This is a genomic window from Hymenobacter koreensis (assembly GCF_039541855.1).
In the GTDB taxonomy this organism is placed as follows: domain Bacteria; phylum Bacteroidota; class Bacteroidia; order Cytophagales; family Hymenobacteraceae; genus Solirubrum; species Solirubrum koreensis.
Genome location: NZ_BAABHA010000015.1, coordinates 620837 through 646324 on the forward strand (window position 1 = coordinate 620837; position 25488 = coordinate 646324).

General features: G+C 60.5%; 21 protein-coding genes and 1 tRNA gene. 6 read left to right on the forward strand and 16 right to left on the reverse strand.

The window, feature by feature from the left end:
• Nucleotides 1-28 precede the first annotated feature (28 nt).
• Nucleotides 29-103, reverse strand: a tRNA-Val gene (locus ABD903_RS21780).
• 196 nt (nucleotides 104-299) lie between these two features.
• Between ABD903_RS21780 and ABD903_RS21785 the strand changes: the two genes are divergently transcribed.
• Nucleotides 300-989: an outer membrane beta-barrel protein gene (locus tag ABD903_RS21785; RefSeq protein ID WP_345227756.1), complete on the forward strand. Its 690-nt coding sequence runs from the start codon at nucleotides 300-302 to the stop codon at nucleotides 987-989.
• A 92-nt stretch (nucleotides 990-1081) separates the two neighbouring features.
• The gene (locus tag ABD903_RS21790; protein ID WP_345227758.1) at nucleotides 1082-1585 is read left to right on the forward strand and encodes a DUF6992 family protein; all 504 of its coding nucleotides are present in this window, start codon (nucleotides 1082-1084) and stop codon (nucleotides 1583-1585) included.
• Nucleotides 1586-1649: 64 nt separating this feature from the next.
• Here ABD903_RS21790 and ABD903_RS21795 read toward each other — a convergent pair whose 3' ends face one another.
• From ABD903_RS21795 to ABD903_RS21845, 11 genes are all read right to left on the reverse strand, one after another.
• Entirely contained in the window at nucleotides 1650-2222 is a 573-nt protein-coding gene (locus ABD903_RS21795) for a type 1 glutamine amidotransferase domain-containing protein (RefSeq protein ID WP_345227760.1), read from the reverse strand.
• A 116-nt stretch (nucleotides 2223-2338) separates the two neighbouring features.
• On the reverse strand, nucleotides 2339-2872 hold the full coding sequence (locus tag ABD903_RS21800) for an acyl-CoA thioesterase (protein ID WP_345227762.1): 534 nt from the start codon (nucleotides 2870-2872) through the stop codon (nucleotides 2339-2341).
• A gap of 53 nt (nucleotides 2873-2925) precedes the next feature.
• A complete protein-coding gene (locus tag ABD903_RS21805; RefSeq protein ID WP_345227763.1) occupies nucleotides 2926-4188 on the reverse strand; it encodes a DUF3616 domain-containing protein in 1263 nt (420 codons plus the stop codon).
• A 113-nt stretch (nucleotides 4189-4301) separates the two neighbouring features.
• Nucleotides 4302-5414 carry an efflux RND transporter periplasmic adaptor subunit gene (locus ABD903_RS21810; RefSeq protein WP_345227764.1) on the reverse strand — a complete coding sequence of 371 codons (1113 nt, stop codon included), beginning with the start codon at nucleotides 5412-5414 and terminating at the stop codon, nucleotides 4302-4304.
• Nucleotides 5415-5582: 168 nt separating this feature from the next.
• Nucleotides 5583-6824 carry an ABC transporter permease gene (locus ABD903_RS21815; RefSeq protein WP_345227766.1) on the reverse strand — a complete coding sequence of 414 codons (1242 nt, stop codon included), beginning with the start codon at nucleotides 6822-6824 and terminating at the stop codon, nucleotides 5583-5585.
• 337 nt (nucleotides 6825-7161) lie between these two features.
• Nucleotides 7162-8406, reverse strand: coding sequence for an ABC transporter permease (locus ABD903_RS21820; protein WP_345227767.1), 1245 nt, complete (start codon nucleotides 8404-8406; stop codon nucleotides 7162-7164).
• Between the two features lie 125 nt (nucleotides 8407-8531).
• Nucleotides 8532-9035, reverse strand: a complete 504-nt coding sequence (locus ABD903_RS21825; protein WP_345227769.1) for a hypothetical protein — start codon at nucleotides 9033-9035, stop codon at nucleotides 8532-8534.
• A gap of 2 nt (nucleotides 9036-9037) precedes the next feature.
• On the reverse strand, nucleotides 9038-9757 hold the full coding sequence (locus ABD903_RS21830) for an ABC transporter ATP-binding protein (RefSeq protein ID WP_345227771.1): 720 nt from the start codon (nucleotides 9755-9757) through the stop codon (nucleotides 9038-9040).
• Between the two features lie 120 nt (nucleotides 9758-9877).
• Nucleotides 9878-10294 carry a hypothetical protein gene (locus ABD903_RS21835; RefSeq protein ID WP_345227772.1) on the reverse strand — a complete coding sequence of 139 codons (417 nt, stop codon included), beginning with the start codon at nucleotides 10292-10294 and terminating at the stop codon, nucleotides 9878-9880.
• A 93-nt stretch (nucleotides 10295-10387) separates the two neighbouring features.
• Nucleotides 10388-14005, reverse strand: coding sequence for a PAS domain-containing sensor histidine kinase (locus ABD903_RS21840; RefSeq protein ID WP_345227774.1), 3618 nt, complete (start codon nucleotides 14003-14005; stop codon nucleotides 10388-10390).
• Between the two features lie 25 nt (nucleotides 14006-14030).
• Nucleotides 14031-15407 carry a sigma-54-dependent transcriptional regulator gene (locus ABD903_RS21845; protein WP_345227775.1) on the reverse strand — a complete coding sequence of 459 codons (1377 nt, stop codon included), beginning with the start codon at nucleotides 15405-15407 and terminating at the stop codon, nucleotides 14031-14033.
• A 311-nt stretch (nucleotides 15408-15718) separates the two neighbouring features.
• Here ABD903_RS21845 and ABD903_RS21850 point away from each other — a divergent pair, with 311 nt between their 5' ends.
• A complete protein-coding gene (locus tag ABD903_RS21850) occupies nucleotides 15719-17905 on the forward strand; it encodes a T9SS type A sorting domain-containing protein (RefSeq protein WP_345227776.1) in 2187 nt (728 codons plus the stop codon).
• A gap of 85 nt (nucleotides 17906-17990) precedes the next feature.
• Here the strand turns inward: ABD903_RS21850 and ABD903_RS21855 are convergent, their stop codons facing one another.
• Both ABD903_RS21855 and ABD903_RS21860 read right to left on the reverse strand, forming a co-directional pair.
• Nucleotides 17991-18713, reverse strand: coding sequence for a T9SS type A sorting domain-containing protein (locus ABD903_RS21855; RefSeq protein ID WP_345227777.1), 723 nt, complete (start codon nucleotides 18711-18713; stop codon nucleotides 17991-17993).
• On the reverse strand, nucleotides 18704-19567 hold the full coding sequence (locus tag ABD903_RS21860; protein WP_345227779.1) for a hypothetical protein: 864 nt from the start codon (nucleotides 19565-19567) through the stop codon (nucleotides 18704-18706). The genes ABD903_RS21855 and ABD903_RS21860 overlap by 10 nt, the downstream gene beginning before the upstream one ends.
• Nucleotides 19568-20115: 548 nt before the next feature.
• Between ABD903_RS21860 and ABD903_RS21865 the strand changes: the two genes are divergently transcribed.
• On the forward strand, nucleotides 20116-20997 hold the full coding sequence (locus ABD903_RS21865; RefSeq protein ID WP_345227781.1) for a DNA/RNA non-specific endonuclease: 882 nt from the start codon (nucleotides 20116-20118) through the stop codon (nucleotides 20995-20997).
• A 185-nt stretch (nucleotides 20998-21182) separates the two neighbouring features.
• Here the strand turns inward: ABD903_RS21865 and ABD903_RS21870 are convergent, their stop codons facing one another.
• Nucleotides 21183-21974, reverse strand: coding sequence for a porin family protein (locus tag ABD903_RS21870; RefSeq protein ID WP_345227782.1), 792 nt, complete (start codon nucleotides 21972-21974; stop codon nucleotides 21183-21185).
• Between the two features lie 288 nt (nucleotides 21975-22262).
• Between ABD903_RS21870 and ABD903_RS21875 the strand changes: the two genes are divergently transcribed.
• Nucleotides 22263-24032, forward strand: coding sequence for a bifunctional lysophospholipid acyltransferase family protein/GNAT family N-acetyltransferase (locus ABD903_RS21875; protein ID WP_345227784.1), 1770 nt, complete (start codon nucleotides 22263-22265; stop codon nucleotides 24030-24032).
• Nucleotides 24033-24118: 86 nt separating this feature from the next.
• Here ABD903_RS21875 and ABD903_RS21880 read toward each other — a convergent pair whose 3' ends face one another.
• Entirely contained in the window at nucleotides 24119-24685 is a 567-nt protein-coding gene (locus tag ABD903_RS21880; protein ID WP_345227785.1) for a DUF4468 domain-containing protein, read from the reverse strand.
• 381 nt (nucleotides 24686-25066) lie between these two features.
• On the opposite strand from ABD903_RS21880, the gene ABD903_RS21885 reads away from it, so the two are divergent.
• Nucleotides 25067-25447: a hypothetical protein gene (locus ABD903_RS21885; RefSeq protein WP_345227786.1), complete on the forward strand. Its 381-nt coding sequence runs from the start codon at nucleotides 25067-25069 to the stop codon at nucleotides 25445-25447.
• Nucleotides 25448-25488 lie beyond the last annotated feature (41 nt).

Genomic DNA, 25488 nt, shown 5'->3' on the forward strand with positions numbered 1-25488 from the left:
CCGCACGGGGCCGTGCGGGCGCGCTGCGTGAAGCGTACTGGACTCGAACCAGTGACCTCCACCGTGTCAGGGTGGCGCTCTGAACCAACTGAGCTAACGCTCCGGGTAGTGTAGCAGCCGGAAGGCACAAACTTACGCCCAGCGGGTGGCATGGGCAAAGCACGTCGAAAGGAAAATTTTGCACCCTACCGGCCTCCAAGCGTAACCTGCACTGCCCACTATAAGTATAGTCAAATGCGAATGCCGCCGCACCACCCACTTCCCGCCGGCCGGCTACCACCATAGATCCACACTACAACATGAAAAAAATTGCACTCCTGTTTTCCCTGTGCGGCTTGCTGAGCACGGGAGCCTTTGCCCAGCGCGGCGTTGAAGGCGTACGAAAGTCGACCGACTACCAAACCACGCCCGAGTCGCGTAACAATGGCTTCGGCGTGAAAGGCGGTTGGAACTCTTCCGACTTCCGCGGCGACGACAAGGGCAACTACAGCAACGACGCCAACCGCCAGAACTTCCACGCCGGTTTCTACTACCAATTTGGCTTGTCGCCCAAGGTGTCCCTGCAGTCGGAGGCGCTGTACAGCCGCCAGGGCTTTAAAGCCGCTTCGTCGTTCCGGCCGACGGGCCAGCAGAACCAGTACGAAACCCAGCTGGATTACATCCAGGTACCCCTCATGCTGGTGTACAACATCGTGGATAACGTGAGTATCCATGCCGGTCCGCAGGTGTCGCTGCTGGTAAACGTGAAGGAAGACACCCGCACGGTAAACATTGCCAACAACAACTACAACTCCCTGGACTACGGCGGAGTGGTTGGTTTGGAAGGCCGCATCGGGCCGGCCCGCGTGGGCGGCCGCTACGTGCTGGGCTTAGCCGATATCTACAACGACCCAAAGATGGTGAATGGCGTACAGACGCCTAACGAGAACCTCGACAACATCAAAAACGGTGTTATTCAGGTGTACGTAGGCATTGGTTTCTCCCAGTAAGCCGCTGCGTTTTCCAGTATTGAAAGAAGCCCGCGCCTTGTGCCGGGCTTCTTTTTTTGTGCTCATTTTGCACCTCGTTTGTTGCTGCCTGCATGAGTGAAACCGCCGAGCTGCTCGATGCTATTAATTACCACCGCGAAACGCTGGCTCAGCAGGGCATGGGCGTACTTGGTGCGTGGGCCTTGCTAAATTTTGTGGTGAGCGGCTGGTTCATAGCCAACCGGCCGCGTAGCGGTGAGCGTTACTATTTCCACCAGATGAACGTGGCCTGGAACGTGGTAAACCTGGCGCTGGCGGTGTGGGGAATTTTGCGCGCCCGCCCGCTGCACGTGGCCGGCCTGTCGTTGGCCGAAAGCCTGGCGGCGCAAAGCTCGCTCGAAAGCATTTTGCTCTTTAATGCCGGCCTCGATGTAGCGTACATAGCCACCGGAGCGTGGCTGCGCGCCCGCGCCGCCACCACCGCGCAGCTGCCCGAACGCCTGAGTGGTTTTGGCCGCTCGTTGTGGGTGCAGGGCGGGTTTCTGCTGCTCTTCGATGTGGGCCTGTACGTGCTGTACCACCGCTACGCCGCTCAGTTATTAGCACTGGTGGCCTAACCAAAACGGCCCCGCCAGCACGGTGCAGGCGGGGGCGTTTTGCGGTGCCAGAAGGCCTCAAGTGCTAGGCGCGCGGTGCGTGCACGCCTTCCAGAATTTCCTCGGTAATCTTCTTGTTGAAGGCTGGAATGTCGTCGGGCTTGCGGCTGGTGATAAGGCCTTTGTCGACCACCACTTCTTCGTCGATCCACTGGGCACCGGCGTTGGTAAGGTCGGTTTTCAGGCTGGGCCAGCTGGTCATTTTTTTGCCCCTCACCAGGCCGGTTTCGATGAGCGTCCAGGGGCCATGGCAAATGGCGGCTACCACTTTGCCGGCGCGCATAAAGTCGCCCACGAAACTTACCACTTTGGCCTCGGTGCGCAGCTTGTCGGGGTTAATCTGGCCGCCGGGCAGCACCACGGCGTCGTAGTCGGCGGCATTTACTTCGTCGATGGTTTTATCCACGCTCACTTTGTCGCCCCAGTCGGTTTTGGACCAGCCTTTAATGGAGCCGCTTTTCAGCGACACCACGTGGGTTTCGGCGCCCTGGCCTTCGAGGTATTTCTTGGGCTCTTCCAGCTCCGATTGCTCGAAGCCGTCGGTGGCCACAATGGCTATTTTCTTGCCTTTCAATTTGTCGCTGCCAAAAATGCTCATGGTGTGGTTGGTTGTGGGTGAGGTACTTAAAAACACATAGCCGGAGCCGCCCGTGGGGGCTGGCTCCGGCTATGTATTAACGACAAGCTCGACGGGCGGGTTGTGGATACGGTGGCTTATTCCTCGGCAATGCCCGCCTGTTTGCGCTGGGCTTTTAGCTCGTGGCGCAGCTCGCGTATGCGTTCATCGAAGCCATCGGGCTCGTAGTTTACTTCCTCCACGTCGAGGCCTTCCAGCATGTCCATGAGGGCGTCGGAGTGGTCGGTACGCTTGCCAGTGGTTAGGTTCAGAAACGCCATTTCCGACCACAGGAGCGCCTTCAGCCGCAGGCCTTCGCGGTCCAGCATTTGCATTTCCACCACCAGGGAGGTATTGTCGAAATGAATGAGTTGGGTGCGAATCAGGACTTCCTCGGCGTGGTTGGCGGGCTTCAGGTAACTGATGTGGTGCTTGGTAATAACCCAGGCGGCGCGCTGCTCGCGGGCCAGCTGGCCCAGGTTAAGCGCGTAGTGCTGGGTGGTGTGGTCTTCGCGGGCGTTCAGGAAGTAGTCGAGGTAGCGGGCGTTGTTGAGGTGGCCCAGCTGGTCACAGTCCTGAAAGTAAACGCGGTGGCGCGACTCGGGCGTGCGCAGCAACGGAGTAGCCGACATACAGAAAGTGAAAAGGTGCGGGGCAAAGTACGCTAAACGGCTGCTGACGGACCTTACTGCCCCGATTTGGCTTCGGACGTGGCCGTGGCTGGGCCGGCCGGAGCGGCGTCCATGGCGCGGTCGGCGGCGGTAAGCTTGCCAGCGGGTTTGCGGGTGGTGGCAGTGGTTTTGGTGCCTTTCGCGTTGGTGTCGGCTTCTTCGTCGTCCCAGGTTTCGGCCACCAGGCGGTAACCATCGGCCAGCACGTCGTTTTTGCCTTGCTTCCGCTCGTCGGTGGGGCTATCGAAGAGAATGAGCACGTGGTTTTCATTGAGCAACGCCATGCCCTCGGCTTTGTCGCGGCCGGCGGTGCGGCCGTGGCCGTGGGGCACGTCAAAGAGCCGTTCGATTTTGTTGAGCGGGGTAATGCTGTCGTGCTTTTGGTGCAGGCCGTCGGGCCAGCGGTACACGGCAATGGTGCCGTCGAGGTCCATGGTGGGGCCGGCCAGCAGGTAAAGGTCGTTGTTTACGCAGCGCAGCTCGCGCAGGCCCATGCCGCCCAGGTCCAGGAAATGCTTGCGGTAGTAGGTGTACTGGGCGCCCGGAATTTCGGCCAGCTTAAGGCGGCCGCGGCGGCCGGTTACGGGCTGCAGCTCCAGCACAATGGCCCAGCCGCGCAGCACCGGGCCGCGCAGGCCCACATACAGCCGCCCGTCGTTGGTCACGGCCAGGCCCTCGATATCGAAACCGTTGTCTTTACCCGGGAGCTTCAGAAACGGGCCGATGTGCGGGTCGCGGGCCAGCAGGCGCAGCAGCGTGTGGCTGCCCAGGCGAGCGGCGCGCAGCTTGTGGCCTTTTTTATTGGGGTGCGAGGCCGTGGGATGCAGCTCGTAGTCCTCGGTTTCGGGGTTGCGCACCAGCGGAATGCGGGCCAGCAGGTAACGGTTGGGGTCGGTGCTGACTTTTGCCAGTTTGGCAATGCTTTTCTCGCGGCCGTCCTTCTCGGGCTTGGGGTCTTTGCGTTTCAGCCCGTGCGAGCCTACCAGCCAGAGGTAGCCCCCGCCTTCGGCCATGCCCTCAATATCCACTTCGGCCTCGGCATCGGGGTCGGGCATGTCGATCAAATCGGCGAGGCGGAAGGTGCAGTGCTGGCTGAAGGTGTGCGGGCCGGTGAGGCGCAGGCGCTCCACGGTGGCGTGTTCGTCGCAGGCCAGCCAGAGGTTGTCGCCGGTGCGCAGGGCGGTGGAAAGCCCGTCGCGTACGTGCTTGCCGTCTTCGGTAAGGCTAAGCTTAGGGTCGAACTGCAGCAGAAAAGAAGTGGGGTGGGCGGCGGGCATAGACGGGAGCAAGAGGTGTGGTGTCCACAACGTAATTCAGCCGCGCATGGGTTACGCCGCGCGGCCGTAGTTCGCGTTTGGTGGCGGCTTCGGCTCAGAATAGCTGGTGGGCGCTACCCTTTCTTCTCTTTGTCGTCCGTCGGACCAAGGACTTTCAGCTTATCGGATTTGCTGATGCCGGACACGATTTCCACGTTGATACCATCGGAAATACCGGTTTTCACCAATTTCTTCTGGAACTGCTGCGGGGCGGTTTCCACCTCCACAAACACGCTGTCTTTGTTCACCTTGCCAAACTGCAGCAGGCTTTCCTTGATGGCCAACACCTGCTGCTTTTTGTCAAGCACGATGTCGCCGTTAGCGGAGTAACCGGCCCGCAGAAACTCGCCGGGCGCCAGGTTTACCTTGGCGCGCACCTGAAACTTGATGGCGCCTTCCTCGGTCACGCCTTTGGGGGCAATGTATTCCAGCGTGGCCGGAAAAACCTTGCCCTCGATAGCGCCCACCGTGAGGCTGATGGGCATGCCTTCGCGCACCTTGCCGGCTTCGCTTTCGTCAATCTTACCCTCGAACACGAGGCTGTTCATATCGGCCACGGTGGCAATGGTGGTGCCCTCGTTGAAGTTGTTGCGCTCCACTACCGACGAGCCCACTTTAATGGGCACATCGAGCAGCATGCCGGTAATGGTGGAACGCACCACGTTGGTGGCGCCGCCGGTGTTGCGCGAGGACCCGCGTTGGGCAATTTGAAGGTCGTTTTCGGCGGCGGTTAAGGCTTGGCGCTTGGCGCGCACGTCGGCCAGCAAGCGGTTGTACTCCTGCTGGGCAATTACCTTCTGTTCGAACAGCGGGCGTTGGCGGTCTAGCTCCTGCTGGCTGATTTCCAGCGCCACGCGGGCCTGCTGAATCTGGTTCTGGGCGTTGTTCACGCTGCCGGCGTTGGCCACCGTACGAATACGCGCAATAAGCTGGCCCTCCTTCACGGTTTGGCCAGCTTCCACAAACAGTTCCTCCACAATACCCGATACCTGGGGCTTGATTTGCACCTCGCGGCGGGGCACAATGCTGCCCGTGGCCACGGTTTTCTTGGTGATGTCGGCCACGAAGGGCTTCTCGGTTTTGTAGGTGACCGGATCGGCGTGGGCTTGCAGGTAAAAGTAACGGCCCAGCCAACCAAAACCGCCGAGCAGCGCCACCAGCAGCAGAATGAAGAAAATGCGTTTCATGGAAGCCTCACCCCCGGCCCCCTCTCCCAAAGAGAGGGGGAGCCTGACGAATTGCGTAGGGGATTTACGTCAGTAGGTTGATGATGAAGAGAAGAGTTGCGTCAAATTATGTTTAGCTGCGCCGCCGTGACTCCCCCTCTCTTTGGGAGAGGGGGCCGGGGGGTGAAGCTATTCGTCGCGCAGGGCCACTACCGGCTGCACGCGGGCCGCAATGGTGGCTGGTACCAGCCCGGCCAGCGCACCGCACACCACCAGCATGAGCACGGCCGTGAGGGCCACCTGCACGTCCACCTGCGGGTTGTAGAAGAAGTTGATGTCCTGGCCTTCAATCAAATTGCTGATGCCGGCCATCAGCGCCGTGCCGAACAGCAAGCCCAACAGCCCGGCGGCAGCAGTAATGACGATGCTTTCCTGCACAATCATGCTCACGATGCTGCCCGGCGTGGCGCCCATGGCTTTCCTGATTCCGATTTCCTTGGTGCGCTCCTTCACCACAATCAGCATAATGTTGCTCACGCCAATAATGCCCGCCACAATGGTGCCCAGGCTTACCCACCAGCTAAAGCCCGCAATGCCAATAAACAGGCCCTGCACGCGGGCGTATTCCTCCTCCACGTTGGCCGAGCCGAACGCCCGCGCGTCGGTAGGGGAAACCCGGTGCTGCTGGGCCAGAACCTGCTTGGCCTTGGTTTCTACCACCTTGGCGGGAGTGCCCGTTTGGGGCAGGAAAGCGAAGTAGTCGATCTTGTTGACCTGGTTGAAGGCAATTTGCAGCGTGGTGAGCGGAATGAAAATGGTTTGCGCTTTCTCCTGGGCTTCCTCTGCCTTGCCGGTGCCCTTGAACGTGCCCACTACCTGAAAATAGGTGCCCTTGATGCGAATCTGCTGGCCAATGGGTTTGCTGGTGCCGAAAAGGATTTCGGCTACCCGTTCTCCCACCACGGCCACCTTGCGCCGGTCGCGTACGTCGGGCTCGTTGATGAAGCGCCCCGACGTCATGGCCAGCGGCTCTACCTGCGGGTAGCCGGGGTACTCGCCGTTAACCGAGAAAGAGGAGCTTTTGGTACCGTATTGCACCGTGAAGGTGCCGTGCAGCGAGGTGCGGGGCAGTACCAACGCCGCTTCGGGTACCTGCCGCTGCAGCACGGCCACGTCGTCGTTGGTGAACTGCACGAAGCGCCCCGGCTTCATGCCCTTGTAAGGCTCGCTCGTGCGCTGCGACCAGATGAAGATGGCATTCTTGGCCACGTCGAACTCCTTTTCCACGCCGTTGCGGAAGCCTTTGCCCGCGCCCAGCAGCACCACCAGCATGAAAATGCCCCAGAACACGCCGAACGCGGTCAGCGCCGTGCGCAACTTATGCCGCCGCACCGTGCTCCAGATTTCGCTCCATTTGTCGAGGTCAAACATGATGAAAGGCGGAAGGGTGAAAAGAGGGAATAAGAACGACAAGCTCCCCTCCAGTTTGAAGGAGGGGATGCCACCGCTTTAGCGGGGGCTGGGGTGGTCCGACGTTGCTGACGTTGGTTAATAACCTCATACTAGGCTTCGTTTTGCGCCCGCTAAGCAAAAGCCGCTCAACCGTTTTTTCAGGCCCATACACTCAACTACATGTGTCTGATTGGTAGCAGTAAAGCGGCTTTGCTAAGGGGTTGCTATCCAGCGTCAGCAACGGCAAACCACCCCAGCGCCCCCTTCGGCACCGCGTCCCCTTCTACAAACAGGAGGGGAGCTTGTCGTTCATGTATCATTCGGCTCGTAAGGCGTCTATGGGTTTGATATTCGCCGCTTTTAGGGCGGGCACGAAACCAGCGAAGGCGCCGGCTACCACCAGCAGCAGCGTAGCGCCCACAGCCACGCCCACGTTTACTTCGGGCCGGGTGAAGTACGGCAGCTCGGCGCCCGATTTCTCAATGGCGTAGCGCAGGCCGTCGAGCAGGGCCACGCCGGCCAGCAGGCCCAGGTAGCCCGAGAGGCCGGTAATAACGATGCTTTCCTGCACCACCATGTTCACAATGCTCCACGGGGTGGCCCCAATGGCCTTGCGCACGCCTATTTCGCGGGTGCGCTCCTGCACAATAATCAGCATGATGTTGCTCACGCCCACCACGCCCGCAATCAGCGTGAGCACCCCAATAATGGACACGAACAGCCGAATGCCGTTGAAGAGGCCCTCAAAGCGCGCCACTTCCTCCTCGTTGTTTTCGAGGCCGATGGCCTGCTTATCGGCGGGGTTAAACTTGTGGCGGCCGGCCAGCAGCTGGCGCACCTGGCTTTCCAGCTGTGCTACCGGCGTGCCGGGCGTGGTGGTGAGGGCCAGCAGCTGTACTTGGTTGTACTGATTGAAAGCCGACTGAAACGTGGAGAACGGCACGTAGGCGCGCTCCTCGTTGCGGCCCTGGTTTTGGTTGGTGGTGAACACGCCCACAATCTGGAAATGCACGCCCTTCACCTGCACGTACTGCCCAATGGGGTTTTCCTCGGGCTTGAAGAGCACCTTGCGCACCCGTTCGCCTATAATCATCACCTTGCGCCGTTCGGCCACGTCGAGGGGGCTCAGCATCCGGCCGGCTTGCAGCTGCTCGCCGTTGATGCGGAAGAACTCCCCATTGGCCCCGAACACCTGAAACGAGCCGTTTTTGGTGCCCCGCATAATGGTGTACTCGCCCGATAAGCGGTTGCGCATGGCCAGCATTTCCAAGCCGGTCACCCGCTGGCGCACGGCCTCCAGATCGGCGTTGGTGAACTTGATTTCGCGCCCCGGTTTCAGGCCCTGCCACGGCATGGAGGTTTTGCCGCCGTACACCAGCAAGCTGTTTTGCGCGCCGGCCCCAAACTCTTTCCAGATGCCGTTTTCCATGCCCTTGCCCGCGCCCAATAGCAGCACCAGCATAAAAATGCCCCAAAACACGCCGAACGCGGTTAAGCCCGTGCGCAGCTTGTTGCGGCTCATCGTGCCGAGGATTTCCTGCCACTTATCGAGGTCGAACATGGGACGCGGATTAAACGGATGGGTCGGGTTTCGCGGAGGCTAAAACGGGCTGCTGGTTCTCGGCTTCAGATGAAGAAGTACACCCAAAGCAGTCAGCTAACAGCCAATAGCCAGCGGCTTTTTAACTAGTTGCCGCCGCACTGCTGGCGCACCTTTTCCAGGCGGGCCACCACGTCGCGCACCACGCGCTCATCGGTGGTGTGCAGCGGCAGCTCAAAGTTGGTGGAGCTGCCCTTGCGCATGCGCTTGATCTTTACTTTGTAGGGCGCGTCGTCTTTGTCGTCTTTGCGGAAATAGCTCAGCGACTCCACTTCGCGCCACTCAAAGTCCAGCGTCATTTCAAACTTGCCGTCGGCTACTTTGGCCGACCACCCGGCCTCGCCGCCCTTGTTGTAGCTCACCGAAATGGGAGCCGATGTTTGCACGTTACTGGCGTCGTTGTCGCGGATGGTTTGCGTGGCGTGGCAGCCGTTCATGTCCAGCCGAATTTCCTGCTTGGGCTTGGCCGGGTCGCGCATCAGCTTGTTGATGTGCAGCATCAGGGCCTTGGTTTCGGCGGCGGGCGCCTGGGCCTGGGCGGCAGTGCTCAGGCAGAAAGCCGCGGCCAGCAGTAGCAGTATATTTTTCATGGTTATAGGGGGGAGGAGGAAGTTGTGAGGGGAAGAATGGTGGCCTCGTCGGCGTGGTCGCTCACAATGAGCCCGTCGCTGATGCGGATGACGCGCTGGGTTTGCGCCGCTATGTCGTGCTCGTGGGTGACGATGATAACCGTCATGCCTTCGGCGTTTACTTGCTTGAAGATGTCCATCACCTCCTGCGTGGTGTGCGTATCGAGGGCGCCGGTGGGTTCGTCGGCCAGGATGAGTTTGGGCTGGTGAATAAGGGCCCGGGCCAGCGCTACGCGCTGCCGTTGCCCACCCGACAGCTCACTGGGTAGGTGGTCGGCGCGGTCGGCGAGGCCCACGCGGTCGAGGTACTCCATGGCCAAGCGGTTTCGCTCGCGGCGGCCCACTTGCTGGTAGTACAGCGGCAAGGCCACATTTTCGAGGGCCGATTTGAAGTTCAGCAGGTTAAACGACTGGAAGACGAAGCCCAGGAACTGGTTGCGCAGCTGGGCAGCTCGGCGCTGCGTCAGGCCCTTGTCGATGCGGGTGCCGGCCAGCCAGTACTCGCCGGCGTCGTAATCGTCCAGAATGCCCAGAATGTTGAGCAGCGTGCTTTTGCCCGAGCCCGACGAGCCCATGATGCTAACCAGCTCACCGGCTTGCACCTCTACGTCTACGCCCTTCAGCACTTGCAGCCGATTCTGGCCCATGACGTAGCTTTTCTCGATTCCGCGCAGTTGAATCATGGCCCGTCCGCAGTTGCTTTAAGTTAAAGAAAAATGCTGGTGTCGGCCGCCTCGTGGGTTACGAAGGGCCTACACCAGCATCAGATGCGGGGCGGTTGGAAAGGGTTGCCCAGGCGGGACTTATTTCTGCTGTTGCTGCTCGCGGAGCTTCTGCTGAATTTGGGGTTTGCGCTGCTGGTAGAGCTTGTACTGCGCCGACGTCATGGCCGATTTCAGCTGGGACTCCGAGGCGGCGTTGATTTGCTTGAGCGCCGTGGTAAGGCCGGCTTTGTCGTCGCCGAATTTCTTTTGGGCCGCGTTTACCTGTTCCACGGTATTGGCCAGCACCTGCCGCACGCGCAGCACCTGGTCGTCGCGAAGTTGCAGCTCATCGGCCATAACCGAGGCCAGGTCGCGGGCGTTTTCGCGCCGAATTTCTTCGGGCTTGCGGTTGTCTACGGCAGAGCTTGCGTTGGAAGCCGCCCTGTTACGTCGGGCGCAGCCCACCGAAAGCGTGGCTAACACCATCAGCATCAGTAGGCAAGAGCGAAATGACATACGAGTGAAGGGGTAAGGGTGTGGCCTGCATACGCGAAAACCCGGCCGGAAGTCAACGAGCTCGGCTATTTGCTCCACATCCACCTGCTCGGGCTAGAGGTTGGGCGCGCCAACGTCGGTTGGGGCGCTCGGGTATTCGCGTTCAAACAAGCTTACCACTTTCTCCAGTGCCGCCACCAGTTGGTGTACCAGCGGCGCTATTTCCTGCGCGTTTTGGGGGGGCGTGGGGCCGCACTGTTCCAGGCGCAGCAGCAGCGGCCGCAACGCACGCAAGCCCAGTCCTTCAGCCGAGCTTTTCAGGTAGTGGGCGGTTTCGCTCAGGGCCTGCCAGTTGCAATGAGTTAAATGCAGCTGCAAATCGGCCAGAACGGGCGGAGTGGTTTGCACGAATATCTGCGCCATGTGGCGGGCAAAAGCGGGGTCGAAGCCGCTCATGCGCTGGCGGAGCTGTGGCAAGTCCAGCAGCTCGGAGCCGGAGGAGGGCTCCGCCGCGGGCGTTTCATCAGACGGAAGCAAGCCGCGCACAAAGGCATTTCGAAGCACGTAAAACAGCTGCTCCTCGCGAAAAGGCTTGGCCAGGTAATCGTCCATGCCGGCGGCGCGGCAGCGGGCTTCTTCCTCGGGGAGGGCATGCGCGGTAAGGGCCACAATGGGCGTGGCCGCGCGCTCGGGCTGCGGGTGGGCGCGTAGGTGGGCCGCGGCAGCTACGCCATCCATACCCGGCATCTGAATATCCATCAGTACCGCATCGTAGGCGTATTGGCCAAAGAGCACCAGAGCCGCCGGGCCGTTAGCGGCCGTATCAACGTGCATGTGCCAGCTTTCAAGCAGAGTACGCACCAGCAGCTGGTTTACGGCATTGTCTTCGACCAGCAGTACGCGGCGTCCGCGTAGCTGCTGAAAATCCGGGGCGGGCGGTGGCGGTAGCTCGGTCTGGAAATCGGCGAAAGGCAGCGGTAGCTCGGCAAAAAACGTGCTGCCACGCCCGGCCTCGCTTTGCACCCATAACCGCCCGCCCAGCAGCTCCACCAGTCCCCGACTAATGCTCAGACCCAGACCCGAGCCTCCGTACTCGCGGGCGGTACTGGCCGACGCCTGCGTGAAGGGCTCGAAAATGCCCTCCAGCTGATGCTGCGGAATGCCAATGCCGGTATCGGTTACGCTGATGCGGAACGTGGCGTGGCCGGGAGCGTGCGTGAGTTGCTGGCAGTTCAGCAGCACGTGGCCGCGCTCGGTAAACTTGAGCGCGTTGCCGAGCAGGTTAAGCACAACCTGGCGCAGGCGGTGCGGGTCGCCCAGCACAATGGGTGGGTGCGCCAGCTTGGGCAAATCCAACAGCAAGTCCAGACCTTTTTCGGTGGCCCGCGGCCCAAAGCTGTGCAGGGAATCGTGCAGCAGCGTGTGCAAATTGAAAGGAATACGCTCCAGCTGCAACCGCCCCGAGCCCAACTGCGTGGTAGCCAGCACGTCGTTAATTACCACCAGTAAGTGCTCCGCCGACTGGCGAATGTGGCCCAGGTAATCGGTTTGGGTAGGGTCCAGTTCGGTTTTAGCCAGCAGCCCGGCCATACCCAGGATGCCGTTCAGCGGCGTCCTGATTTCGTGGCTCATGTTGGTGAGGAACTCCTGCTTAACGCGGGCGTTTTCCTCGGCCGCTTCCTTGGCGGCGTGCAGCTCCAGTTGGGCCTGTTTGAGGTCGGTAATGTTGCTGTCAACGCCCAGCACGAGCACCGTGCCGTTGGCCTGCACGAAGGGCCGTTTGATGCTGTGAAAGCACAAGTGGCTGCCGTCGGGGCGGTGAAAGGTTTCCTCCTGATCCAGCTCCCGGCGGTGGTTGATAACGTAGCGGTCCTGCTCGAGGTAGCGCATGGCCTCGTGGGGGCTAACGGGCAGGTGCTCGGGCGGCGTGTCCACCAGCTCCTGAGCCGATTGTAGTCCGTACAGCTCGGCCGTAGCTTGGTTGGCCAGCACGTAGCGGCCGGCGACGTCTTTCAGGTAAATCAGGTGCGGCGTGGAATCAATAACCTGCCGGAACAGTCGGTTTTGCTCGGCCAGCTGATCAATGATGTTCTGCCGCTGCACCTGGGCTTCATGGCTCTCGGTAATGTCTTCGCCGGCCCCGATGATTTGCAGCACTTTGCCGTGGGCGTCGCGGGCAAACACGGAGTCGCGCAGCCGGATCCACCGCACCGAGCCGTTGCGGTGGCGCAAGCGGTATTCCAGCGTCAGCACGTCGTCGTTGGCGGCGGCGGCCAGGGCGGCGTAGTGCGCCATGGTGCGGGGCAGGTCTTCGGGCACCACCAAGTGCTCGTTCAGGCGGCTGCCCATACGTAGCATGTCCTCTGAGGTGTAGCCGAGGGTGGTGAAAATGTTGCGGTTGGTGTACAGGTTTCGGTGTTCTACCAAGTCGTAGAGGTAAATGGTGTTCGGCACGGTATCGGCCATGCGCTCCAGAAACCGTTGGCTGTGCGCCAACGCCTCCTCAGCTGCGTGGCGGGCCGAAATATTCTCGGCGGCCCCCAATACCTGCTGAACCCGCCCTTGGTCGTCGCGCATGAATACCGTGGTTTTTACCGACAGCCACCGCCACGTTCCGTTGCGGTGGCGCAGGCGCAAATCGGCCTCGGTTACCTCGCCTTCGGGCAGGCCGAAATGGGCCGCCATGGTGTGCGCAGTCAGGTCGGCGTCGTCGGGGTGCAGCAGGCCGCGAAGAGCCTCGGCTGGCAACTGCTGCATGGCCTGCGGCGTGTAACCCAGCAGGGCTTCCACCTGGTCGTTGCAGTACACGCAACGCTGCTGCTGCACATCATAAAGGAACACGAGCGTGGGCAGGGTGTCGTTGATGCGCGTCAGAAAATGCTGACTGCGGCGCAACTCAGCTTCGGCGCGGCGCCGCACACTAATGTCGGTTAGGTAGAGGTTAGCCCCCTGTTCGTTAGGGAGCGGCACCACCGTCCAAATGTAGAAGTGGTTGAGCAGGGGGTGTTCGGCCGTGCGCGTGGTACCTGCGGCCAAGGCTTCGGCTATCATGCGGCGCACCAAAGTGTGCTCTTCGCTGTGCGGCGCGGTAAGCAGGGCCAGCATGGGACCGGCCGCAGCATTAGTGTACTGCGCCTCGCCGTGCTTGCTGAAGCAAATAATGGGGTGGGGGCTGCGCTCCGAGAGCAACGACAGGCGCCGGATGCTTTCCTGCGCGTGGTGCTGCTGGGTTACGTTTTCGTAATTCCAGAGGTGCAGTACGGTGTGGTTGTCGCGCCGTAACGGCAGGTAATCGATTTGCACCACCGTGCCGTTGTTCAGGGCGAAGATGCCCTCGGCGGTGCGCCGTCCGGCCGCAACGCAGGCCGCCGCCCAAGTCGCAAACCGTGGGTAGTCGGTGAAAGCGTGCTGGGCCTGGGTTAGGACGGCCGCGGTTTGCTGGCCCATCAGCAAGGCAGGGGCACTGTCCAGGCCCAGCAAGTCGCAAAACCGCTGATTTACCAGGGTAATGTAACCTTCGGGGCTTTCGGCCAGCACTGCGGTGGGCAGCGTGTGCAGCAAGGCCACGGTTTGGTGGGCGGCGTCGGTGTGGTAGCGAAGCAGCTGGGCGCGCAGCCTAGCGGCTTCGGCGCGGGCTTTAACGAGTGCGGTTCGTAATTGGCCGTTAGGAGTGCGGCGGCGGCGGTTTTGAACCGTGGTGAAACGGGTGATTCGCGCGTAATTATTCTTCATGATTCACTACCCCGGCGGCGGTGGGCTAACGTACCCGCACCTCGTGGTTTTGAATCATACGATAAATGGTAGACTTCCCGATTTGCAATAGTTGAGCTACTTGCAAAATATTTCCGTGGTGGGCATCCAGGTAGCGCTGCACAATGCCGGCCACCTGCTCGCGCAGGGTTTCGTTACCGGCCGATTCAGAGGCGTATCCCAGCGCAGCGTTTCGCAACGACAAGTCCTGGGGCCGCACGGTGTCGCCCTCGGCCAGTACTGCCGCTAGCTCTACCACGGCCTTCAGCTCGCGCACATTGCCGGGAAAAGCGTACTGCAGCAGCTTGTGCCGCGCCTCCGTTGAAAAGCCCAAGGCAGGCAGGTGGTTAAGCAGGCAAAATTTGCGCAGGAAGTTTTCAGCCAGAAGCAGAATGTCCTGGCCTCGTTCGCGCAGGGGCGGCAGCTTAATGGGCAGGCCCATGAGGCGGTAGTAGAGGTCTTCGCGAAACAGGCCCTGCTGTACTTGCTCGGCCAGGTCGCGGTGGGTTGCCACCATCAGGCGAGCATCGAAGGCAATGGGTTTACCGCCGCCCACGCGCGAAACCTCGCGCTCCTGCAGCACGCGCAATAGCTTGGCTTGCAGGTTGGGGTCGAGGTCGGCAATTTCGTCGAGAAACAAGGTGCCGCCGTGGGCCTCCTCAAACCGCCCAATGCGCCGGCTGATGGCCCCGGTGAATGCACCCTTTTCGTGGCCAAACAGTTCGCTCTCAATTAGCTCACGCGGAATGGCGGCCACGTTAACGGCCACAAAGGGTTGGTTGCGGCGCTCGGAGCGGTAGTGAATGGCACGGGCCACCAGTTCCTTGCCCGTGCCCGTTTCTCCGCTCACCGACACCGTAATGTTGGTGCGCGCGGCTTTGTCGATCAGCGTCCAGATGCTTCGTATTTGAGGACTTTCGCCCAAAATGGCGTGCGTGGGGTCGTACTTCTGGCCAATTTGCTCCCGCAGCAGCTCGTTTTCGCGTTGCAGCCCCACTTGCTGACGCACATTGTGTACAATGTGCCACAGGCGGTCGGCCGTTTCCTCGTCTTTCACCAGGTAGTCGTAGGCACCTTGGCGCAGCAGGCCCACGGCCGTGCTCACGTCTTCCTGCGCCGATATTACTACGATGGGAACGGTGGGCAACGGAACCCGCAGGCGCTTGAGCACCTCGTCGCCTTGTCCGTCGGGCAGGGAATAATCGAGGGTAACAAGGTCGGGCCGCTCCGGGGATTGGTGCAGGTGGTCGAGGCACGCTTGGGCGGTGCCAAACTGGCGCACGTGGTATTCGGGGTTCTGGCCTAGGCGGTAAGCAAGCAATTCCCGGTACCAGGTATTGTCCTCAACAATGAATATGGTAAGTGGCGGCAAAGCAATGGGCATAACGGGGAAAAAAGGCTGGCCTCTTACAATAAGGTTAAGGGGCTGGCTTGGGAATGTACCATTCCCAGGTAATTCTACTTACTTGCTTGGTACGCAGATGGTGTGGCAACCGCAGTATAAGACACAAAAACGGCTTCTTCAAATGTGTAGGAATTGGACCCGAATTCCCATTGTGGGAATATATACGAAGATACATATTTATTTAACAATCTGATATACAGGTAATAAAACAAAGAACTTCGTTGCGGTAGGGGAATTGCCAGGGTGTGGGGGTCTCACCGGCCCCGTTGGGCTACACACCTCAATATCCTATGCCGCGCTACCTCTACTTCCAGCTATTACGGGTGCCCTACCTGTTTGCGACCATACTTGCCTGTGCCGCGGGCACTCCACTACAGGCTCAGGTAGTACCTGCAACGTACTATTCTACGTTTGCCGCGCCTGTTACTCCCACGCATTACTCCGTACAGGTAGGAGGAATAGTTTGCTTGGCTGACTGCGGGGTACAAAATGCTTCCCGGGTGGCCGACCTCGACCTGACCAATTACGCCACCATTCAGAACAGTGTGGGAGTAGGCAACCGCGCCGCTATTCGTATGGCTCTCAACGGCACGGCAGCACCCAATTTCCGGGCTGGGGTGGTGGTGAGCAGCGGCAGCACATTAAATGCCGCCGCCCTGGGCGCAATAGTGTTACGCACCTATGCCGGCGGCGCGGTGAAAGAGCAGCGCCTGGCCACCGCCGATGGCGTAACCGCCACCGCCCTCTCCGATGGCCGCACCCGCCTCGAGTTCATCGCCGCCAGTGCCTTTGATGCGGTGGAGGTGGACGTGGCCGTTACACTAAATGTGCTGAACACCCTGGACGTGTACTACGCTTTTGGCGTGGAAGCCAACGTGGTTACCACGGCGGCCGGTTACCTCTCGCGCCTCACGGCGCCTTCGGCTGCGGACTACCAAATCATGTCGGGCGGGGGGCTGGTATGCGCGGGAACGGGTGTAACGGGTGCCGAAAACGCGGTGAGCAGCGACCTGAACGACTTCGCCGTGCTCAGTACGGCCGTGGGCGTCGGCTGCAAGTCGTCGTTGCAAGTGCGCTTGGAGGGGCAGTCCCCCGCCGGTTACCAGGCGGGGTTTGTTATTGGCAACGGCAGCGTGCTCGATCTGAATGTGTTGAAAACGCTGAAGGTAACAACGTACCTGAACGGGGTGGCGCAGGAGTCGGCCACGGCCGCCGATCTGCTGCAGTTTACCCTGCTGCCCAACAACCGCTACCAGGTAAGCTTCCCCACCAATACTGCTTTCGACCGCGTGGAGCTGGAGCAAAGCAGCCTGCTAAACGCCCTCAATAACCTGAACGTGTACTACGGCTTCGGCATTGAGCCGCGCGCATTCCGCGACGACGAGCCGGTGCTATCGGACTTTGCCGCGCCGCAGCCTAACGTTAACTACCAAACCAGCGGCAGTAGCCTGGCGTGCGTGAACTGCCGCATCATCAACCCCGAACGAGCCGCCGACAATGTGTTCAACGTGAACGACTACGCTGAAATGCAGTTTCCGCTTACGGCCGTAGGCACCCAGCGCATTCGGCTGCGCCTGAACGGCGACGGTGAGGCGGGTAACCGCGCCGGGGTGGTACTGCGCACCAACACCGGTTTGCTCAGCACCAGCCTGCTCTCGAACGTTACCCTGCGCACGTATTCTGCCAGCGGTGACCTGCTGGAAACGGCCTCGGGCGCAAGCCTGCTCACCACGGGTGTGTTGGGGGGCGGCCTGCAAGAAATCGGTTTCCTCACCACCCAGGACTTCGGATGGGTGGAAGTGGAAGTGCGTGGCGGTCTTAACCTGTTCAGCGAAGCTCAGATTTTCTACGCCTTCGCCGACGACCCTGCCCAAGGATTCCCCACCGACATTCGGGTGCCTGCCGCGCCCTTGCCTGTTGAGTTCAGCGCATTCACTGCCAAAGCCGCGGGCAACGCCGTTGACGTAGCCTGGGAAACAGCTTCGGAGCGCGCCAGCAGCCATTATGAAGTGGAACGCGCCACCGATGCCAAGGAGGGTTTTGTGCCCGTAGGGCGTGTGGAAGCCGCTGGCAACACTGCCACGCGCCAGCGCTATAACCTCCGCGACGCCGATGTAGCCAAGCTGCCCGCCGGCACGCTCTACTACCGGCTGCGCCAGGTAGATACCGACGGCACCGCCGTGTACACGGCGCCTGTGGCCGTGCGTTGGCAGCCCGGTTTGGCTCTTAGTCTGGATGTATACCCTAACCCAGCCTCCGAAACCGCTACCGTGCAGGTAGCCGGTGGCACCTGGGCGCCGGGGGCTACCCTACACCTATACGGCAGCCGTGGAGAGCTGCTACGCCGCCAAGCCATGCACGGTGCACTGGAGCAGGTGCCGTTGCGCGGCCTGAAAACGGGCCTGTATTACGTGGTGCTGCAAGATGCAGCGGGCCATAAAATTGGAACCCAGCGCCTGATGGTTCAAGGACGCTAACTCACTGCACTACCTGCTCACATGCTAAACGCCCCGTCCGGTTTCCGGGCGGGGCGTTTGTGTGCCGGAAACAAAAGCCGGGCACTTAGGGCTTAACGCGCAGCAGGCGGGCAGTTTGTTGGCCGTTTTCGAAGCGCGCCAGGTACACCCCGGCCGGAACGGCGGCAGCAGGCTGCCACGTCACCTGAACATCGGGGGAACTGCCGGCCGGAGCTGGCAGGCGGTCTACTACGCGGCCCAACTGGTCCACAACCAACACTACGGCGGCTTTATCTGCCGCCCGCATCAGGGTGAACGTCACGCGGTCGGTAAAAGGGTTGGGGTAAGCCGAAACCAGGGTACGGGCAGCTTGGTTGCGGCTTTTCAGCGGCGAGTTGCCTACGCGGAAACCTACCACCTGGGTGCTGAAGCCCTTCACTGGGCAGGCGTCATCGGTGGCAGTTACGGTTACGTAATAGGTGCCATCGGGCAGAGAAGCGGGCGGGGTAAATTCAATTTCAACGGCGCCGTTGCCGCGGGGCCATATCTGCGCACCCGGTACGCCGGTGTCGTTGCCAGTGGTTACAAGGGTCTGGCCGGCGTTGGCATCGGTGGCCTGCAGCAGTGCCGTTACCGTTTGGCCGCGCTGCACCGGAATCAGCCGGCTCACAGATTGAGAGGTGGAGCCGTTCAGCTGCAAGTTGGCGGCGAACTGCGGCGGTATGTTCGTACCGCAATCAGACACCACAAGTACCATTTCGCGCCGGGTGGTGCCTACCAACGTGTGGCTACCGCCCAGGCGGCGCCACTCTTCCACTTTCACCACCACGGCGTACTTGTTTTGCCCGCGGAGCTGGGAGTAGCTGCGTCGTAAAAAGCCGGTTTGAAAGCCAGGGAGCCAGTGGCGGAATTAAAGTTGAAATAAGGCGAAGCCGTCCTCACCGGGCAAACGCCACTTACTGAGTACGAGGGCAGAGGAAACGCTGCCGAAAATGTAGTGGGGGTGCCCGCGGTTGCAAAAGCAGCACAGACTATTGGAAAGCCATTTATCACCGTATCGAGTCGTTCAATAGGCTGATTGGGGATTGGTTTGTAAACGTCGGGAATGTTACAGTCCTCCAGCGGCCGGTCGAGCGAGAACCGGAGTGAGTCACCATCGGCATCGAAGGCGCCCATGTTCATGAGCACCGGCTTGTTCCAGGGCACAAACGATACGGGCAGCGTACTAAACGTAGGGGAGGTGTTCAGCACGCTGTGAACCTGACCACCCATTGCAATTCGGTTGCGCATTACGGCTTCTAACCGGAGGTTGCTAAATCCTTCGATGTTGGCCAAAGCGGGACGCGCATTAACCTCCACGCTCAGCAGCCACTCGGGGGCCTGTGGCAGGCTGACGGTAGCGCGGTAGAGCGCCACCTCGTAGTTGGGGCGCGCGCCTGCAATCTGACCACCCGTTGAACTGCACACGGCATTAGCGGCTTGTGACGGGCAATAAGGACTCCCGTACGCGGGTATACCAACCCGGTTGAGCAAAAAGGGCGAACCGGGAGCTACGGCACCTGCACAGCCTTGCCGGACTGCCACGTTATACCTCAAATCGAGCGTGGCGCCGCCACAGTCCCGGAAGACGTTTAGGCTGACTTCGTAGCGGGTGTTTCCGGCCACGTTCGGGTCGGGACCCACGGCGCGGTAGGTAAGGTCACCGCCTAGGTAATGCGAGGCGCGGGCATAGCTACCGCACAGAAGTTAGCAGCAATAAAGTAAAGCGTACGTGTGGGTTCATCGAAAAGCATAAAGAGTGGGTGGACAATAAGTTGCATAAGGGAATAATGATACTACTAATGGCCGGGTTTGCAAGCGGCGGTGCCATGCCCGGCGTAATGCCGGCCATAAAGTTTTCTATGGGTTGACACAATAGGCGGGGCGTACTGCTGGCCGTCTTCCGAGCGCACCGAATTCTGTTTACAACGGCCACAGGCGTGCCGTCGGTCGTCGCCACGTCCCGAGTAGCCGTGCCCTAGCAAAACACCTGCATCTTGAAAGGCAATGCTGCTGGTGAAGAGGACGGTTTTTGGCAGGCTGATGACACCCGTAACTGCCCCACTTACAAACCTATATATAGGAAATAAAAGGTAACATTGGGGTAACACTCCCGTTACATCGGCCTAACATGCTTGCCAGAACTTTGCCCCGCCAATTCCCATCTCCCCAACCAACACCTCCACTGCTTAATGATGAAGCACACCTTTACCCGCATCAGCAGCCTCGCCCTGCTGGTACTACTGGCCGTTTCCTGCGCCAAACAGGACGACATCAAGCCCCAGGCAACGGTTGAAACCACGCAAAGCAGCGACGCTACCCGCGACAGTCACTTGGCCCTGGGCAACCCCAGTGGCGCCACTGCCGACCCGTACTACTACTGGAATTACCTGATGTCCAAGTCGCAGTTCGCGCTGAGCTACCACCGCGACCGGGGCACGCCGAACTGGGTATCGTGGCACCTGAGCTCCGCGTGGCTGGGCTCCACGCCGCGGCAGGACAACTTCGCGGCCGACGCCACCTTGCCCGCGGGCTGGTACCGCCCCACCAGCTCCAGCTACACCGGCTCGGGCTTCGACCGCGGCCACAACTGCCCCTCCGCCGACCGCACTGGGTCGGTAGCCGATAACTCGGCCACGTTCCTGATGACCAACATGATGCCGCAGGCCGCCAACAACAACCAGCGCGGCTGGGCTCAGTTGGAGGACTACTGCCGCAAGCTGGCCAGCCAGGGCAATGAGCTCTACATCATTTGCGGCAGCTACGGCAAAGGCGGCACTGGTGTAAACGGCTACAAAACCACCATCGATGCCGGCCGCGTAACGGTGCCCACGCGCATCTGGAAAGTGGTAGTGGTACTGCCCGAAGGCTCCTCCGATGCCAGCCGCGTAAGCACCAGCACCCGCGTTATTGCCATCAACACGCCGAACGACAACTCCATCATCAACTGGGGCGCTTCCCGCACCACCGTCGATGCCATTGAGGCCGCTACCGGCTACAACCTGCTCTCGAACGTTTCCTCTACCGTGCAGGCCACCGTTGAGGCGCGCGTAGATAACGGCCCCACGCTGTAAGGCTTGAGCTGAATAGTACCGGTACGTCGGTCCGAAAACCAGCTCTGGCGGGGCACCATTAGGACCGAAGACCAACAAAAAAAGGCCGCCCATAAAACGGGCGGCCTTTTTACATGGTTTATGTGAGCAGAGGTGGTGGAGTAGCGCGGAAAAGAAATGCTTGGCCTCCTAACGCCGACGCGGCCCTAAAAAGTATAGTTGACGGAGGCTTTGATGACGCGGTTTTGGGCGTCGAAGCGGTTGTTTTTGTCGAGGGAGCTGAGGCCGTAGTCGTAACCGGCGCTTATGCCCAGGCCGTTGCCGAACTGGTAACCGGCACCACCGGTCAGGCTAAAGTCCAGCTCCCGGAACTGGTTCCGCACGTCGAAATCGTTTGAGTAGGCCGAAAAACCCAGTGCCCCGGCTTGCACGCGCACCTTATTGCTCACCAAATACGAGGCCTGCGGGCCGCCGTACACGTACAAGCCCGGCGTAAGGTAGGCCTTGGCCAGAATGGGCAAATCAATATAAGCCATGCGCGAGGTGGCCGTTACGCGGGCGTTCAGGAAATCGAAACGCTCCAGCGGCACGCGGCCGGACAGCGTCATGCCTTTTTCGGAGTACTGCAAGCCCGGCTCAATGGTGAAACGTGCGCCCAAGGGCAGGCTTACGTAGGCCCCGGCGTGAAAACCAGTGCGCTGCTCCTGGGTAACGGCGCCGTTAGTTAGCTCGGCAAGGTCCTTTACGGATTGCACCGCGTCGCCCGACCAGTTGGCCACGTTTACGCCGGCTCGCAGGCCGAAGCGTACGCCGTCGGCGGAATTAGCGGTGTTGGCCGGAGCCGAATACGTGGCGCGGACAGGCGCCGAAGTACGCACCGGCGCCGACGAAGCACGCGGTACAACGTGAGGCTTGATTTGGGCCAGCGCAGCGGTGGAAGTGCCCAGCAGCAAAGCGGCGGATAAGGCAAATAGGGAGGAGGCGCGGTTCGTTTTCATGACCACGGAGCGAACAAAAAGTAGGAAGAAGGGACAGGGCCGCCGCGGCGTCTCGAGCCTTGCGCGGGCCGGCTGTGGGGTCGATAATTCAAAACCGTGCCAAACGGAAAAAAAACGCCGCAGAGCAGTTGCTGAGCACCATTTATCGGTTCACGCAGAGTTGGGGCCGCCGCCCCGCTCGGTAGATGTAATGATTCGGTAACGACGTAATAATGACGGGCTAATGTGTGGTGCCGAAGTTTGATAACCGGGCCGCAGTGCGTTGCAAGCCGGTTACGATTTGTGCCCATGGATCTACTTTCTGCTTCGGGCCTGCCGCTGCCTCCTTCGTTCGGTCCCCGCTCCCGCGCCGTGCTGGGCCCGGTGTTTCAGCCCGTGCTCCAGCAGTTTGCCCGCCTGCGCGAGTTGCAGCAACTCTACGACCAAGCCCACACGCTAACGGGGCTGGAGTTCGTGGCGGCCATTCTCGAGCACCTGCACATTACCCTGGAGTACGACGCGGCCGAGCTGCGCCGCATTCCCACCAGTGGGGCCTTTGTTGCGGTGGCTAACCATCCCTGCGGCATGCTCGATGGCTTGGTGCTGCTGCACGTACTGGGGCAAGTGCGGCCCGAAATACGCGCTGTGGCTAACGAGTTACTGGCGCCGCTGCTGCCGCAACTACATCAGCAGTTCGTGCTCGTGCAACCCAATGCCAACCAGGCCCCGCGCAACGTGCCCGGCCTGCGCCGCCTGTTGCGCTACCTCAACAACGACGTGCCGCTGCTGCTTTTTCCCGCCGGCGAAGTAGCGCATCGCCCCGTGCCCTTCCGGCCTGCTTCCGATTCTACCTGGAACCCCACCTCGGGCAAGCTGATGGCCGCGGCGCGTGTGCCGGTGCTGCCCATTTGGATTAGTGGCCAGAACAGCGCTTCGTTTAGCTGGCTAGGGCTGATGCACCCGCTGTTGCGCACGGCCCGCCTTCCGGCCGAATTGCTAAACAAGCGCGGCCAAACGGTACGCGTGCGCATTGGCACGCCCGTAACGGCCGCCGAGCTGCACGGTGTGCCCGCCAAAGTGCGCATGCCTTACCTGCGGGCCCGCGTATACGCCCTCGGCACCCCAGGTACCGCCGCCGGCAACGAAGCCTCCCTGGCTGCACTGGTTGCCCCGCCCGCGCCGGCTGTGGTAGCCGAAACCAGTGCCGCGCTGCTGGAAGCCGATTTAGCCACGCTGCGCCCCAGCCGCCGCCTGTTAAGCTGCCAGAACTGGGAAGTGTACGTGGCCAAAAGCGGCGAAATTCCTCACGTGCTGCGCGAGATAGGGCGGCTGCGCGAGCTAACCTTCCGCCGCGAGGGCGAAGGCACCCAGCAAGCCACCGACCTCGACCGCTACGACACCTATTACCGCCATCTGTTTCTCTACGACCGCGCCGCCCGCCGCTTGGTGGGCGCGTACCGCATTGGGCCGGGCCGCAGTATTCTGGCCCAGCACGGCAAGCGTGGGTTTTACCTGCACTCGTTGTTTCGGATGCGCAGTGAACTGCGGCCGGTGCTGGAGCAGTCGGTGGAGCTGGGCCGCTCGTTTATTCGGGAGGAGTACCAGCGCCAGCCGTTGCCGCTGGCCTTGCTTTGGAAAGGCATTGCCGCCTATCTGCAGGCGCACCCCGAGTACCGCTACCTCATTGGGCCGGTAAGCATCAGCAACCGCTTTTCGGCCGTGTCGAAAGCCATTATGGTGGAGTTCATCAGGCGTCACTGCTTCGACGCTGCCCTGGCCGCGTATGTACGGCCGCGCAAGCAGTTCCGCTACCGCCCGCTCGATGCGGCCGAAGCCCCGGCCGTGCTGCAAGCCGGCCTCGATAGCGTGGAAGCCCTCAACCGGTTGGTGGCAGGCATTGAACCCGGCGGCTCGGGTGTGCCGGTACTGCTGCGGCAGTACCTGCGCCAAAATGCCCGCTTCATCGGCTTTAACCTGGACCCGGCCTTCAGCAACGCCCTCGACGGGTTTCTGGTGCTGGATGCTCGAGAGCTGCCAACGCGCACGCACCGCTTGCTGGAGCGCTACCAATCAGCGTAAGGATGCGCGGCATTTGCTTGCCATGCATAAAAGCAAAGAGCTGCCTCTTCCGGGGCAGCTCTTTGCGTTACTTCGTTCGGGGTGGTTTACTGCTCGCTGGCGGCAATGCCCACGTTGCCGTCTTCTATCGAAGGCATGCTGTTCATGTACGAGCGGAAGCTCAGGGCTACGTCGTTAGCGCGGGCGTTGGCCTGGGCCGCAACCCGACGGTCGTTCTTGGTGCGCTCGATGCCTTTTTCGGTGCTCAGCTGGGTGAGGTACTGATCGAGGGGAATGAGCACGGTGGGCTCTTTGGCATTGGGGATTACCTGAAACGAGCCCACGCTGTAGTTATAGCCTTGGTCGGAGGCTTGGAAAGTAAACTGGAACTGAGCCGTTACTTCCCGCTCCTTGCCATTGGCGGCCAGGGGCTTCAGCTTCACGATACCGTTAAGGCGTACGGTGCCCGCCTGAGGATCCGATTGCAGCCCGGTTTGGGGACCGAAAGCAAACTTGTTTTTGGCCCAGTCCAGCACCCGGGCCTGCAGCACCTGCCGGCTGAGGTCCTCGGTGGTTACCTGCTCACTGAACTCCAGCGGCGCGGCCGTTTGAGCGGTGGCAGGGCGGGCAGCCAACGTGCCCAAAATCATCAACGCAAAGAAGAAGTGTTTCATAGAACAGTGGCGCAAACAAAGTTGAATCATTAGGCCCGGCAAAATTCCAAACAAGGAATTTCCGACGGGTTAAGCTTGCATTGTCAAAACATGAACTTTGGCTACTTCCGATGTTGCCGTCTGCAACGTAGGGCGACAAAGCGAATATATGAAATTTGTACTTTAATAACCATGGGTGAAAGTAAGATTCTGCGTAAGATGAAGGCTTGGTAGGTAAATAATGCAATATAATGCTTCGTCTACAGCTTGAGGCAACGAGCGACGGGAGCAACAGGTTGCTGTAAATATCCTTGTTGGTCAAGTAGATAAAGCATTTGCCAAGCGTGGTGGGTAAAATGATGTAGGAGTGCAAGGAGCTGGCATACTTAACATTCCGGTAACATGAAAATTTCGCCGCCTGGAGCTTGTCGGTTTACAGAACTTGGATACTTTTGCGACGTGCTTTCAGTCAATCAACTTCGGATGAAGCGCAGAACGGCCAATCCGCTGCTTCTGCAACGGGCTCGAAACCCGTTCCCCGCCGTTGATTTCGGTTCGTTTTCCTTCTTTTTCCTCGTTGGCCGCCCGGTTGTTACCGGAGCGGTTTTTTTGTGTCCGCTCGGGTCGGGAAGGCGAGGGCAGACGGGCGCCGGCCCCGACTTCTTAGCCAGCACACCCACGTCTACGCTCTCGTTTCCGCATCGGCAACTGCAGGTCAGCGGAGCTAACGAACAACTTTTCCATTTTGGCTTTGGCCAAAGCCTCCCTGCCTTTAACAAGTAGGGAAGTTTCATTCAACCAATCGAGGACCCGAAATCCTTCCC